Genomic DNA, 13,744 nt, shown 5'->3' with positions numbered 1-13,744 from the left:
GTGGTGTTCGACACCGAGAAGGGCATGAAGGTGGGCGTGGCGAGCCCGTTCCTCGAAGCGCACACCGCCGTGATCGATCCCGAACTCACGCTCACCTGCCCGCCCGGACTCACCGCGGCGACGGGGGCGGATGCGCTGTCGCACCTCGTCGAGGCCTTCACCGGACGCGTGAAGAACCCGTCGGCCGACGACCTCGACACGAAGCTCTACGCGGGAAAGAACCGCCTCACCGACGTGTTCGCCCGCAACGGCCTCACGCTGCTGAACACCTCGCTCGAGGCCGTGGCCGCGAACCCCTCCGACCTCGAGGCGCGTTCGGACACGATGTTCGCCGCGTACAGCGCGGGAATGTCGATCAACACGGCCGGAACTGCCGGGGCGCACGCCATCCAAGGCTCGGTGGGTAACCTCACCCACACCCCGCACGGCTTCGGCATCAGCGCACTGCTGCCCTACGTCATGCGCTTCAACCTGCCCGAGCGCGTCGACGAGTTCGCCGAGATCGGGCGACTGCTCGGTGTCGCCTCGCCGTCGGACTCGCCGCTCGAACAGGCGCACGCCGGCATCCAGCGCATCGAAGGGCTGCTCGCCGCGATCGGCGCACCGCTCGACGTCAAGTCGCTCGGCCTCTCCCCCGACGACTTCGGCTTCGTCGCCGACCAGGCGATGCTCGCCACCCGTCTCACCGCGAACAACCCGCGCGAGCTCAGCAAGGAGGCCGTCGTGGCCATCCTCGAGCGCAGCTACGCGGGCGACCGGAGCTGGTGGGAGGTGTGAGCGCGGCACCGCGGACCGCCGTGGGCGAGGGCGCCGCGCCGCCCGAGGGCGGTGGGCGCACCCCGCCGGAGAGTGATCGGCCGGCGCCGGATGCAGCCCGGCCGGTGGTCGCGATCGCGGGTGCCGGATCGATCGGGGTCGCGTTCGCGGTGCTCTTCGCTTCGGCCGGGCATCCGGTGCGGGTGTGGGACGCCTTTCCCGAGGCGTTCGAGCGGGCGCGAGCCGATCTCCGCTCGCGCCTCGGGCTGCTCGCCGAGTTCGGGTTGCTCGCGGAGTCACCTTCCCTCGTCGCCGGGCGGGTCTCGTTCGAAGCCGAGCTCGCCGATGCGCTCGGCGCCGCCGTTCTCGTGCAGGAGTGCGCACCGGAACGCGTGGAGCTCAAGCGGGAGCTGTTCGCGGCGGTCGCCGCAGTCGCACCCGCCGATGCGATCCTCGCCTCGTCGAGCTCGGCCATCACACCGAGCACGATCCTGGCCGGGCTCGAACCCGCCGGCGTGGTCCCTGCCGACCGCGATGCCGCCGGCGTCGACGCGGCCGAGCTCGACGTCGCTCTCACGGGTGTTGCTGCGCGGCTGATCGTGGCGCATCCGGGCAATCCGCCCTACCTGCTCCCGGTGATCGAGCTTGTGCCCTCTCCGGCGACGGATGCGGCCGTGCTCGACCGCGCATCCGCTCTGTATCGCGGCGCGGGGCTGCGGCCCGTGCTCGTGCGCAAAGAAGTCGAGGGGTTCCTCTTCAACCGTCTGCAGGGCGCCGTGCTGCGTGAGGCGTACGCGCTCGTGCGCGACGGGGTGGCCACGGTCGACGACATCGACGAGGTGGTGCGCTCGGGGCTCGGCCGGCGGTGGAGCTTCATCGGCCCGTTCGAGACGGTCGATCTGAACACCCGCGGCGGTCTCGAGTCGCACGCCGAGAAGATGGGCCCCGCCTACGAGCGCATGGGTGCCGAGCGCGGCCAGCACGATCCGTGGACCCCCGATCTGGTCGCGACCGCGGTCGCGCAGCGCCGCGCCCTCCTCCCCCTCGACGAGTGGGAGGCCCGAGTCCGCTGGCGCGACGAGCAGCTCATGCGCCTGAAGCCCCTCTGGGAGGGTATGAGTTCCCGCTGACCCCTCACGACTCGTCTCAAATCGGGCAAGAACGCGAGTTGTGGCCCCGTTTGGGACGAGTCGATGTCAGCGGCGGCTCGTGAGGGCGAGGTCGGCGCCGATACTCTCGGCCGCCGCCAGGAGGGCCGGCACGAACTCCTCGGTGAGCTTCTCCAGCGAGGAGGTGCCCGTGGTGGTGGAGACGTTGATGGCCGCCACGACCGATCCGCCGCGGTGCACCGGCGCCGCAACCGAGCGCAGGCCCACCTCGAGCTCCTGGTCGACGATGGTCCAGCCGCGTTCGCGCACCGCGTCGAGCTCGGCCCGCAGCGCCTCCGGATCGGTCAGCGTCGACGGCGTGAAAGCGGCCGGGTGCAGGTCGCCGAGGAGCGCATCCCGCTCGGCGGCCGGCAGATTCGCGAGCAGCACCCGCCCCATCGAAGTGGCATAGGCCGGGAAGCGCGTGCCGATCGTGATGCCGACGGTCATGATGCGCCGCGTGGGCACCCGCGCCACGTAGACGATGTCGCGGCCGTCGAGAACGGATGCCGAGGTCGACTCCCCGAGCTCGCGTGACAGCTGCTCCAGGTGCGGCTGGGCGACCTCGGGCAAGCTGAGCCCGGAGAGGTAGCTGAAGCCCAGTTCGAGCACCCTCGGCGTGAGGGCGAAGAGCTTACCGTCGGTGCGCACGTAGCCGAGTTCCACCAGGGTGAGGAGGAAGCGGCGTGCAGTGGCCCGGGTGAGGTCGGTGACCCGCGCGATGTCGCTGAGCGTCATCTCGGGGCGCTCGGCGGTGAATGCCTTCACCACGTCGAGGCCGCGGGCCAGCGACTGCACGAACTGGCTGCTCGGCTCCGGGTGCTCGCTCATCTCGGCCATCGTCACATGCTATCGGCGGGCGGCGCGGCGCATCCGGTGACCCGCACCGCGAATCCGCTCGGTGTGCGGGGGGCCGGCCGCGCGCATCCGGTCACCGTTCCAGCACGACCGCGAGGCCCTGACCCACGCCGATGCAGATCGCGGCCACCCCGACACCACCCCCACGTCGCGCCAGCTCGTGCGCGACGTGACCGATGATGCGCCCTCCGGAGGCGCCGAGCGGGTGCCCCATGGCGATCGCCCCGCCGTGGATGTTCACCTTCTCGGGGTCGAGCTCGGTCCACAGACGGAGGCACGCGAGGCTCTGCACGGCGAAGGCCTCGTTGAGCTCCACGAGATCCACGTCGGCCCAGGTCTTGCCGGCGCGCGCGAGGGCGCGGTTCGCGGCCTCGACCGGTGCGATGCCGAACACGTCGGGGTCGACGCCCGACACCCCGCGACCGGCGATGCGGGCGAGCGGCTCGGCCCCGGGCACGGCGTTCTCGCCGCCGACGAGCACCATCGACGAGCCGTCGTTGAGCGGTGAGGAATTGCCGGCCGTGACGGTGCCGTCGGGCCGGAACGCGGGCTTCAGGCCGGAGAGCGAGTCGACCGACGAACCGGGGCGGATGCCCTCGTCGCGGTCGAGCTCGACACCGGGCACGGGCACGATCTCGTTCGCATAGACGCCTGCATCCCACGCGGCGGCCGCGAGGTTGTGCGAGCGGGCCGCGAAGGCATCCTGCTCCTCCCGCGAGATGGCGAAGCGGTCGGCGAGGATCTCGGCCGACTCGCCGTTCGAGATCGCCCACTCCTTCGGCATGGCGGGGTTCACGAAGCGCCAGCCGAGCGTGGTCGAGTACATGGTCTCGTTACCGGCCGGATAGGGCCGCGACGGCTTGCCGATCACCCACGGCGCCCGGCTCATCGACTCGACACCGCCGGCCACCATCACATCGGCGTCACCCGCCTCGATCGCACGACTGGCCTGGATGACGGCCTCGACGCTCGATCCGCAGAGCCGGTTCACCGTGGCTCCGGGAACGGATGTCGGCAGCCCGGCGAGCAGCAGGGCCATGCGGGCGACGTCGCGGTTGTCCTCCCCGGCCTGGTTGGCAGCGCCGAGGATGACGTCGTCGATCGCGGCGGGGTCGAGCCCCGGTGTGCGCTCGAGCAGCGCGTGCAGCGTCGACGCCGCGAGGTCGTCGGGCCGCACCCCCGCGAGCGCCTTGCCGATGCGGCCGAACGGGGTGCGCACGGCGTCGTAGACGAAACTGCCGGTCATGGGATGTTCCTCTCTCGCGACCCGTCAAAATCCGCCCAATCCGCGCCGTTTTCAGGGCGGATTTCGACGGGTCGCGAGGAGGGGACGCGGGGTTGTGGGGGGGTGGGGGGTGGGTTAGGGGGTGCGGTCGAGCAGGGTGAGACCGGTGATCGTGCGGAGTTCGTCGAGCGTGGTGTCGCCGAAGACGTCGGTGACGGCCAGGCCGTCCGGCGTGACGTCGAAGACGGCGAGATCGGTGTAGATGCGGCTCACACAGCGCACGCCGGTGACCGGATACGTGCACTCGGCCACGATCTTCGCGGTACCGTCGCGGGTCACCAGGTCGGTCATCACGTAGACGTCTTTGGCGCCGATGGCAAGGTCCATGGCGCCACCCACCGCGGGGATCGCATCCGGAGCACCCGTGTGCCAGTTGGCCAGGTCGCCTCGCTCGGAGACCTGGAAGGCGCCCAGCACGCACACGTCGAGGTGGCCGCCGCGCATCATGCCGAAGGAGTCGGCGTGATGGAAGTAGGCGGCGCCCGGTAACTCGGTGACCGGCTGCTTGCCGGCGTTGATCAGATCGGGGTCGATGCGGCCGGCCTCCGGCTTCGGGCCCATGCCGAGCATCCCGTTCTCGGTGTGCAGGATGATCTCGAGGTCGTCGGGCAGGTAGTTCGCGATGAGCGTGGGCGCGCCGATGCCGAGGTTGACGTAGGCGCCCTCGGGGATGTCGCGGGCGATGCGAGCGGCGAGCGCCTCGCGGTCGATGCCTGTCATGCCACCTTCTCCGTTCCGACGAACTCGCCGTCGTGCAGCCAGGGCCGCTCGCCCACCGCGACCACCCGGTTCACGAAGATGCCCGGCGTGACGACGGCCTCGGGGTCGAGGGCACCGAGTTCCACCACCTCGTCGACCTGCACGATGGTGGTGGCCGCCGCCGCCGCCATCAGCGGGCCGAAGTTGCGGGCCGTCTTGCGGTAGATCAGGTTGCCCCAGCGGTCGGCTTTGAAGGCGCTGACCAGGGCGTAGTCGGCGCGGAGGGGGTATTCGAGCAGGTACTCACGACCGTCGATCGTGCGGGTCTCCTTGCCCTCGGCCACCAGGGTGCCGACACCGGTGGGCGTGTAGAAGGCGCCGATGCCCGAACCGGCGGCACGGATGCGCTCGGCCAGGTTGCCCTGCGGCACCAGTTCGAGCTCGATCTCACCCGCACGGTATTTCGCGTCGAAGACATGGGAGTCGACCTGACGCGGGAAGGAACAGACCACCTTGCGCACCCGGCCCGCACCGATCAGCGCGGCGATGCCGGTGTCGCCGTTTCCGGCGTTGTTGTTGACGACCGTCAATCCGGTCGCGCCCTGCTCGATCAACGCGTCGATCAACTCGACCGGCTGACCCGCCCGGCCGAAGCCGCCGATCATGACGGTCGACCCGTCTTCGATGCCGGCCACCGCATCCTGGATGCCCGGGCTCACCTTCGAGATCATCTCGCCTCCTGTGTTCGCGATACGAACGAGTGTACGCATCCCGATACTATCAGCCCCCCACGCACCTGTACAGACCTCGCGACCCGCCAAAAAAGGCCCTGAAACGTGAGTTTTCAGGGCCTTTTTTGGCGGGTCGCGAGGAGGGTTAGCCCCAGGTGCCGGGGGGTGAGGCGTACTCGGGCACGGGGGTGTACGACCAGTGCGCGCCGTTCGCGTAGTGACTGCTCGCCCAGGGCGACGCCCAGATCGCGGCCTCGATCTGCGCGGTGGGGGCGGATGACGAGAAGCCGGCCACGATCGCCGCGTACCCGGAGTTGCCGTGCAGGGCGTTGCCCACGTTCTCGGCGGCGGTGACGAGATTGTCGTAGCTGCCGAGACCGCTGCCGCCGCCCGATCCCCAACCGTTGTTGAGCGGGTTGTTGCGCAGCCACCAATCGTCGGGGCCGTTCTCCTGGCGCATCCAGCGCAGCATGACGGTGACGTTCGACTCGCTCACCGGGAAGCCCGCGAGGTAGAGCACGAGCTCGGCCCAGTCGCGGTTGGTGCTGCCCGAGGTGTAGGTCTCGAGACCCGGGGCGGCGGCGAAGCCGTCGCGCGAGATCGCGGCGGCGACGGCGCTCCCCGGAACGGCGACGGTCTGGTCGGGCTGGGCGTATCCGGCCGACTGCCGGGCGGCGGCTTGGGCTTCTTCGGTGGGCGGCGGCGGCGCGAGCGCTGTGAGGGCAGTGAGCGCGAACACGGCCGCACCGGCGCAGAGGGTGAGGATGACGCCCCGAGGGCGTGGACCACGGCCGGGGCGGTTCGAGTTTCGGAGGAAGAGTGTCATCGGGGCTGCTCCGCGGAGACCGCACCGAGCGGCCGCGCCGAGGTGCCCCACCCTACCAGCCGGGCCCCGAACCCGCCTGGGTGCATCCGGTCGCCCGCCCACGCGCCTGCTCATCCCGCACGTTTTCGCGGTACCGAGGCTCGGCATTGCGCCACAATGCGCGGATCGGCGCCGCGGAGAAGGGCGGCCTCCAGCGAGGCACCCGCGGGATCCACCCCCGAACACGGCACATCGCTCTTGTGCTCGGCACCCTCGCCGTGATTTATTAACGTCGTCAAGTAATTACGGCAACGTTGCCGGAGATGGGGAACTGATGCACGAACGCAAGAAACTCCTTCGCACGACGATCGCGGCGGTCACCGCCGGCGTCGTGGCACTCTCGATCGGTCTGGCCGGCGCGGGGACCGCCGCCGCGACGGAGGAGACACCACCACCCGACACGCCCGCCGCGACGGAGGCGCCCTCGCCCGAGCCGGGCACCGACGCTCGCACGCCCACCCCCGACCCCGCCGACCCCGCCGAGCTCGCCACCAAGCCCTACCTCGGCTGGAGCAGCTACAGCATGCAGGTCTACTCGGGCGACAGCAAGTGGATCACCGCCGATCAGATCATCGCCCAATCGGATGCGATGCACGAGAAGCTGCAGCCCTTCGGCTACGACCACATCAACGTCGACTCGGGCTGGAACGGCAGCGTCGACGGCAACGGACTCCCGGTGCCGAGCGCCGAGCTCTACCCCGACGGTCTGCAGACGGTCATCGACCACGTGCACGCCAACGGCCAGAAGTTCGGCCTCTACTTCATCCCGGGCATCTCCCCGGATGTCTACGAGCAGGCGCTGCCCATCGCCGGCGCTCCCGAGTGCACCACGCACGACATCGTGAAGCAGCCGATCCAGCAGGCCGACTACTGGAACATCGGCTACCGCCTCGACTTCGCGAACCCGTGCTCGCAGAAGTACATCGACTCGATCGCGAACCTGCTCGACACCTGGGGCGTCGACTTCGTGAAGTTCGACAGCGTCACCCCGGGATCGGGCATCAGCGACCTCTCGCTGGATGCGCGCGACGACGTGTCCGCGTGGTCGCAGGCCCTGCACTCCCGCGGCATCTGGTTCGAGCTCTCCTGGGCGCTCGACATCAACTACGCCGACTACTGGAAGGAGAAGGCCGACGGCTGGCGGGTGGACTGGGACGTCGAGTGCTACTGCGCCCACGAGGCCCTCACCACCTGGGAGAACATCGACCGCCTGTTCCCGCGGATGGCCGACTGGTGGCGCCACGGCGGCCCGGGCGGCTGGAACGACCTCGACTCGCTCGACGTGGGCAACGGATCGATGGACGGCCTCACCCGCGACGAACGCCGCACCGCCACCACCCTCTGGGCCATCTCGGCCGCCCCGATGTATCTCGGCAACGACCTCACGCAGCTCGACCAGTTCGGCCTCGACCTGGTGACGAACAAGGAGGTACTGGCCGTGAACCAGGCCGGCACGCCCGCGCAACCGGTGTCGATCGCCACGAAGAAGCAGGTCTGGTACGCCCTGAACGCCGACGGCACCTACACGGTGGCGCTGTTCAACCTCGGCCGCACCGACGCCGACATCACGGCGAACTGGGCCGATCTCGGGCTCGCCGGCGGGGCATCCGTGCGCGACCTCTGGGCCGGCAAGAACCTCGGCTCGGCCGACACCGGATTCACCGCCGACGACGTGCCGATCCACGGCGTGCGCCTGTTGAAGGTCACCCCCGCGAAGAAGGCGAACCTCACGGTGAACGACGACTCCCTGCGCGTCTCCTATGACGGCGACTGGGCGCGCAACGGCAACACCGAGGTGGCGGCCACCAGCCAGCCCCTCACTGTGTCGGTGTTCGACTCGTCGACGGGCGCCGCTCCCCCGGCCACCCCGGCCGACGGGCGCACAGTGGCCGTGAACGACAACGATCCGGGCATCGTCTACACGGGTTCGTGGGGCCAGAGCGGCAACCGCGGACTCGGCGACTTCAACGACGACGTGCACTACGTCGAGGCGAACGGGTCGTCGTTCCAGTACACCTTCCAGGGCACCGGCATCGACTACGTCACCGAGACCCACGAGTCGCAGGGCGACGTCGACGTGTATCTCGACGGCGTGTTCCAGCAGACGGTGAGCACTCACCTCGACCCAAGCCAGGGCCGCGGGGTGCAGGTGGCGGTGTGGAGCGCTTCCGATCTGCCGAACGGCAGCCACACCCTGCAGGTCGTGAAGAAGTCGGGCGCGTTCATGCTCCTCGACAAGCTCGACGTCACGCTCGAGAGCCTGCTGAGCACGAGCACCGCGGTCTTCGACCAGGCGCCGGGGGCGGGGGCGGATGTCGCGGTCGAGGTTCTGCGCGACCCGGGCGAACTGGCAGGCCTCAGCCACGACGGCGCAGCACTCGTGGCCGGCACCGACTACGACGTGTCGGGCTCCACGATCACGATCCGGTCGGCCTATCTGGCGACGCTGCCCACGGGCGATGCGGTGATCGACGTCGCATTCCGCGGCGACCTCCACGACGACGTGCACGCCACCAGCACGAACGGCGATTCCGTCTCGTTCGCCTTCCGGGGAACAGGGGTCTCGTGGAGCGGCCCGACCGGCCCCGACCAGGGCACGGTCGAGGTGCGCCTCGACGGTGCGGTGGTGGCGACCGTCGACACGCACAGCGACGCGCGCCTCACCGCGCAGCCGCTGTTCTCGTCCGATGATCTGAGAGACGGCGACCACACCATCACCGTGGTGAAGACATCCGGCACCCTGCTGCGGCACGATGCCTTCAGCTACACGGTGAAGAAGGTGAAGTAGCCGGAGCGATGCGCTTCCGTCGCCGGCCGGGCATTGAGTCGGGCCGGCGACGGTGGCATCATCGGGGCCAGTGCGTGATCGCGCGTGTGGGGCCGACGAGAGGTGGTGCAGCATGGCCGCGAGCGAGCAGTTCCGGGTGCACGAGGTGGGTGACACCTACTGGCGCGTGGTGTTCGAGAACGGGCCGGTGAACCTGATCGACCCCGACACCGTCGAGCAGCTGGCCGATCTGGTCACGCGCATCGAAGGTGCACCCGAACTCACGGTGGTCGTGTTCGAGAGCGCGAACCCCGACTACTTCATGGCGCACTGGGACTTCCTCTCCGACCCCGCGCGCGTGGCAGCCATGGCGATCGGGCCGACGGGCCTTCCGGCCTACGTCGACAACTTCATCCGCCTCAGCCGGGTGCCGCCGCTCACCGTCTCGTCGATCCACGGCCGCGTACGGGCGGCGGGGAGCGAATTCGTGCTGGCCACCGACATCCGCTTCGCCGGCGACCGCGCGGTGCTCGGCCAATTCGAGGTGGGAGTGGGCTCGGTGCCCGGCGGCGGTGCGATGGCGCGGCTCGCCCGGCTGGTGGGGCGCGGGCGAGCGCTCGAGATCCTGCTCGGCGCCGACGACGTGCCGGCCGCCCGGGCCGCGGAGTACGGCTACGTCAACCGGGTGCTCCCCGACGCCGAGCTGGATGCCTTCGTCGACGCGTTCGCCCGCCGGGTGGCGGGTTTCGACCGCACCGCCGTGCGCACCACGAAGCACTTGGTGGACGCGGGGTCGCTGCCCGACTCGAACGACGAATTCGCGTCGGGCATGAAGGCTTTCTTCCAGACATCCGGCCGCCCCGAGAACGCCGACCGCGTGAAGCGCTTGTTCGCTCTCGGCCTGCAGCAGCCCGACGGCATCGAGCGCGACCTCGGCGGGCGCCTCGTGGAGTGACTCGGCACGCGGGAGGGCAGGCCAGGCTCCCGAGACCGGTGGTCGACGGCATCGTGAGTTGGGCGGATGTCCAGGTTGATCGACAGCTGTGGCGTTAGACTCCGGGAGCGATGCCGCACACCATCCTCAGCCAGGCCGACACCGACACGGTGCAGGACTACGTCTTGACCCGCTCGATCATGCGTTTCTCCCGCGGCGCCCCGCCCGAGGAGTGGAAGATCGAGCATCAGGAGGTGCGCCTGGCCTCGGGCCCGCAGTGGCACGAGCCCAACGCCTTCCTCTTCGACTACACTCTGGCCCGCATCGTGATCGCCGCCGAGCGGCAACCACCGCGCCGGCGCCCCGACGAGGCGACCTTCGTCGACCACTTCCTCGACGCCGTGCGGGCCTCGGCGGCGAAGTCGGCCCGTCACCTCTGGGCCGCACGCCAGGCCGAGCGGATGACCGCCCCCGATTCCACGACGGTGGCCCTCGTCAGTCTGCTGCTGACCCCGCCCGAGACCGAGCACCGTGCGGCGTTGATCCACCGCCTGCCGCCGCCCTATCGTCCGTAGAGCCCCTGGAGGAGCGGCGCTCAGCGCAGCGGGGTGAATCGCAGCGTGAGCGTCCGCTGCTCGGGCCGCAGGATGTGGTCGGGCCAGACATCCGGTCCACAGGCCCGCGAACCGAGTCCGTTCTGCGCCGCGTCGAACCACAGGTACACCCGGTCCGACTCCGGGAGCTCATGCGGGTGAGCGGCCGCCGTCACCTCCGCCGTCGTGTGCCGCCGCAGCGTGAACCCGGGGCGGCGATCGAGGTGATCGGGAGCGGCCTCCACCTTCAGCCACGGCGATCCGGCCTCCCAGAGCACCATTTCACGCAAACCGCTGCGGTGACCGCTCTCCTGCGGGCGCGCGTACGGCACCACGAGGTCGTCGATCGAGGCGGAGTAGCGGCCCACGTGGGCCGAGCGGATGCTGTCCGGATACGACTCCCGCTCCCCCGCGCCGAACCACTCCGCCCGGTCGACGGTCGAGGGCAGATCGAACCGCACCCCGATCCGCGGCCAGTGGATGCCCCCGTCGCCGACCGGTGTCAGCGTCGCCCGGAGCACGGCCGCCTCGCCATCGCGGCTCCACGACTCGTCGAGCAGCACGCTCTCCCGCGAATCGGCGGCGGCGTAGCGGGTGCGGCGGTGCGAGCCGTCGGCCGCGGCCGCCTCGACACGGGGCACCAGGCGGTCGAGACCTGCCTTCTGCCAGAGCTCGGCCGACGACGGCGACGGCTCGCCCTGCCCGCGGTTCGACCAGGGGTCGACCAGGTCGTAGCTGCCGAATCCGCCCTGGCCGGTGAAGTTGCCCGAGAGATCGTTGTCGGTGGGCGCGCGCCAGAGCTCGGCCTGCGGCCCGTCGACGGGTCGGCCGGCGAGCTGCGTCAGGCCCTCGAAAGGAGACCGCGCATCCGGCGCCGTCATCGATCCGGCGACGCGGCGGCCGCGCGACCACGCCGGTGGGCCCACCGGCCTGCCGAGAGCCGTCTGCGCCGTCGCGACGACGTGTCCGGCGGGCGCCCAGGCCGTCGCCTCGGCGAGCGCGATGTCGACCGTGAGCCAGTGCTCACCCGGCGCATCGGTCACCACCGTCGGGGCCGGTAGGCGGACCGCTTCGCCGGCCGGCACGCTGGCGGGGAGCTCGAGCGACCCGTCCGCGGCGGAGCGGCCGTCGACCGAATGCGACCAGCGCACCGCGAACGCCGAGAGGTCGGCCGAGTGCTGACGGTTGTCGATCACGACCTCGCCGCCCTCGAAGGCGATGCGCACCGGCGCCACGACGTGCTTCCACTCGAAGAGCGACGGGCTCGGCGTGCCGTCGGAGAGCACCATGCCGTCCATCACGAAGTTCCCGTCGTGCACGGTCTCGCCGAAGTCGCCACCGTAGGCGTAGTACTCCTGCCCATCCGGAGTCCGCGTGCGAATTCCGTGGTCGCGCCACTCCCACACGAAACCGCCGTGCAGGCGTGGATGACGATCCACGATGTCCTCGTACTGATCGATGGCACCCGGCCCGTTCCCCATCGCGTGCACGTATTCGCACTGCAGGAACGGCTTGGAGCGCTGCCGGGCCGACTCCGCCGCCGAGCAGTCGAGCAGCAGGGAGTCGTCGCCGTCGTCGCCGATCGACCGGGTCTCGGGAACCGTGGCGTACATCCGCGAGTAGACGTCGGTGTACGCCCCCGCGTGGTCTCCTTCGTAGTGCACGGGGCGCTCCGGATCGCGGTCGTGCACCCACGCGGCCATCTCCGCCAGGTTCGACCCGGTGCCGGCTTCGTTCCCGAGCGACCACATGACGATGCTCGGGTGGTTCTTGTCCCGCTCCACCGTGCGCTCGATGCGGTCGAGGTAGGCGTCGCGCCATGCGGGGTCGGCACTCGGATTGCCGGTCCAGCTCAACGTCGAAGCCCCGCTGCGCGAGAACGCGTGGGTCTCGAGGTCGCACTCGAGGATCACCCAGAAACCGAGTTCGTCGGCCAGGTCGAGCAGCCTCGGATGCGGCGGATAGTGACTCGTGCGGATCGCGTTCACATTGAACTGCTTCATCTGGGCCAGATCGGCCCGGGCGAACTCCTCGTCGAACACGCGGCCCCGATCGGGATGCGTCTCGTGCCGGTTCACGCCGTGGAAGAGCACCTTGCGGCCGTTGACGAGGAACTGGTCGCCCCGGATCTCCACGGTGCGGAAGCCCAGGCGCAGGGTGACGGTCTCGGCAGCGTTCGAGACGGTGGCGTCGTAGAGCCGCGGACGCTCCGCCGACCAGGGTTCGACCTGGGCGATGTCGATGGGCGCGACCTCCGCCGCGGTCGCCCAGGTGCGGTCGACGCCGAGCTCGGGGATGCGCAGGCGCACCGGAAACGCGGCGCCTCGCGTCTCCACCTCCACCGTGCCGCGCCCGTCGCGGTAGCCGGCCCGCACCCACACGTCGTCGATGCCTCCGTGCGGTCGCGCCTGCAGGGTCACCGAGCGGAAGATGCCCGGCAGCCACCACTGATCCTGGTCTTCGACGTAGCTCGCCGCCGACCACTGGTGCACGCGCACGACGAGGAGATTCTCGCCCGGCTGCAGCTGCTCCGTCACGTCGAACTCCTGCGCCAGCCGGCTGCCGCTGCCGACGCCGATCTCCACGCCGTTCAGCCACACCTTGTAGCGCGATTCCACGCCGTCGAAGCGGAGCACGACCGCTTCGGCGCCGTCGAATCCGCCGGGGAGCTCGAAGCGGCGGCGGTAGTCCCCGGTGGGATTGGCATCGGGCACGAACGGCGGATCGAGCGGGATGGGCAGCTGCACATTGGTGTAGATGGGCCGCCCGAACGCGCCGTCGCCCTCGAGCACCCAGTGCGACGGAACGGGGATGCTGCCCCAGTGCGAGTCGTCGAAGTCCACCCGGGCCACGGCTTCCGGCTCCTCCCCGGCGGGCAGCACTCCGGCGGCGCCGGGCGTTCCCGGGGCACCGGAGAGCAGACGGAACCGCCAGTCGCCGTCGAGCGAGAGCGCCGGTGCATCGGTCGCGAGCCAGGCCCGGGCCGGGCGGCGGGCGCCGGAACCAGGAGCGGTATCGGTCAGATAGGTCATGGGCTGCAAAACTGGTTCCTCACCACGGTGCGCGGACGTCATCGTGAGGCTAGCATCAAATTCGAGTGATCACTCG

General features: G+C 70.3%; 10 protein-coding genes and 1 pseudogene. 5 read left to right on the top strand and 6 right to left on the bottom strand.

From position 1 onward, the window contains the following. Together BLW00_RS21665 and BLW00_RS21660 are read left to right on the top strand one after the other, a co-directional pair. Window positions 1–777 (top strand): annotated as a pseudogene (locus tag BLW00_RS21665) (iron-containing alcohol dehydrogenase); the annotation flags it as partial. Beyond that, on the top strand, window positions 774–1,886 hold the full coding sequence (locus tag BLW00_RS21660) for a 3-hydroxyacyl-CoA dehydrogenase NAD-binding domain-containing protein (protein ID WP_217634471.1): 1,113 nt from the start codon (window positions 774–776) through the stop codon (window positions 1,884–1,886). The pseudogene BLW00_RS21665 and the gene BLW00_RS21660, both read left to right, overlap by 4 nt. Window positions 1,887–1,952: 66 nt before the next feature. Here the strand turns inward: BLW00_RS21660 and BLW00_RS21655 are convergent, their stop codons facing one another. From BLW00_RS21655 to BLW00_RS21635, 5 genes are all read right to left on the bottom strand, one after another. Next, window positions 1,953–2,735: an IclR family transcriptional regulator domain-containing protein gene (locus tag BLW00_RS21655; RefSeq protein ID WP_092558206.1), complete on the bottom strand. Its 783-nt coding sequence runs from the start codon at window positions 2,733–2,735 to the stop codon at window positions 1,953–1,955. 100 nt (window positions 2,736–2,835) lie between these two features. Then, window positions 2,836–4,008 carry a thiolase family protein gene (locus BLW00_RS21650; RefSeq protein WP_092558196.1) on the bottom strand — a complete coding sequence of 391 codons (1,173 nt, stop codon included), beginning with the start codon at window positions 4,006–4,008 and terminating at the stop codon, window positions 2,836–2,838. Window positions 4,009–4,122: 114 nt separating this feature from the next. Then, window positions 4,123–4,767, bottom strand: a complete 645-nt coding sequence (locus BLW00_RS21645) for a 3-oxoacid CoA-transferase subunit B (protein ID WP_092558194.1) — start codon at window positions 4,765–4,767, stop codon at window positions 4,123–4,125. Further along, window positions 4,764–5,477 carry a 3-oxoacid CoA-transferase subunit A gene (locus BLW00_RS21640; protein WP_092558192.1) on the bottom strand — a complete coding sequence of 238 codons (714 nt, stop codon included), beginning with the start codon at window positions 5,475–5,477 and terminating at the stop codon, window positions 4,764–4,766. The genes BLW00_RS21645 and BLW00_RS21640 overlap by 4 nt, the downstream gene beginning before the upstream one ends. A gap of 145 nt (window positions 5,478–5,622) precedes the next feature. After that, window positions 5,623–6,303: a hypothetical protein gene (locus tag BLW00_RS21635; protein ID WP_092558190.1), complete on the bottom strand. Its 681-nt coding sequence runs from the start codon at window positions 6,301–6,303 to the stop codon at window positions 5,623–5,625. Between the two features lie 313 nt (window positions 6,304–6,616). On the opposite strand from BLW00_RS21635, the gene BLW00_RS21630 reads away from it, so the two are divergent. From BLW00_RS21630 to BLW00_RS21620, 3 genes are all read left to right on the top strand, one after another. Next, window positions 6,617–9,130 (top strand): X2-like carbohydrate binding domain-containing protein, encoded by a 2,514-nt coding sequence (locus tag BLW00_RS21630; protein ID WP_092558188.1) that lies wholly within the window; start codon window positions 6,617–6,619, stop codon window positions 9,128–9,130. Window positions 9,131–9,242: 112 nt separating this feature from the next. After that, window positions 9,243–10,064: an enoyl-CoA hydratase/isomerase family protein gene (locus BLW00_RS21625; RefSeq protein ID WP_092558186.1), complete on the top strand. Its 822-nt coding sequence runs from the start codon at window positions 9,243–9,245 to the stop codon at window positions 10,062–10,064. 110 nt (window positions 10,065–10,174) lie between these two features. Further along, window positions 10,175–10,618 carry a hypothetical protein gene (locus tag BLW00_RS21620; protein ID WP_092558184.1) on the top strand — a complete coding sequence of 148 codons (444 nt, stop codon included), beginning with the start codon at window positions 10,175–10,177 and terminating at the stop codon, window positions 10,616–10,618. A gap of 20 nt (window positions 10,619–10,638) precedes the next feature. Here the strand turns inward: BLW00_RS21620 and BLW00_RS21615 are convergent, their stop codons facing one another. Next, window positions 10,639–13,668 carry a glycoside hydrolase family 2 TIM barrel-domain containing protein gene (locus BLW00_RS21615; protein WP_092558182.1) on the bottom strand — a complete coding sequence of 1,010 codons (3,030 nt, stop codon included), beginning with the start codon at window positions 13,666–13,668 and terminating at the stop codon, window positions 10,639–10,641. Between the last annotated feature and the right edge of the window lie 76 nt (window positions 13,669–13,744).

The sequence above is a fragment of the Herbiconiux ginsengi genome (assembly GCF_900107435.1).
Classification (GTDB): Bacteria; Actinomycetota; Actinomycetes; order Actinomycetales; family Microbacteriaceae; genus Herbiconiux; species Herbiconiux ginsengi.
The sequence above is the reverse complement of the archived record's forward strand: the minus strand, read 5'-3'. Positions and strand labels throughout refer to the sequence as shown.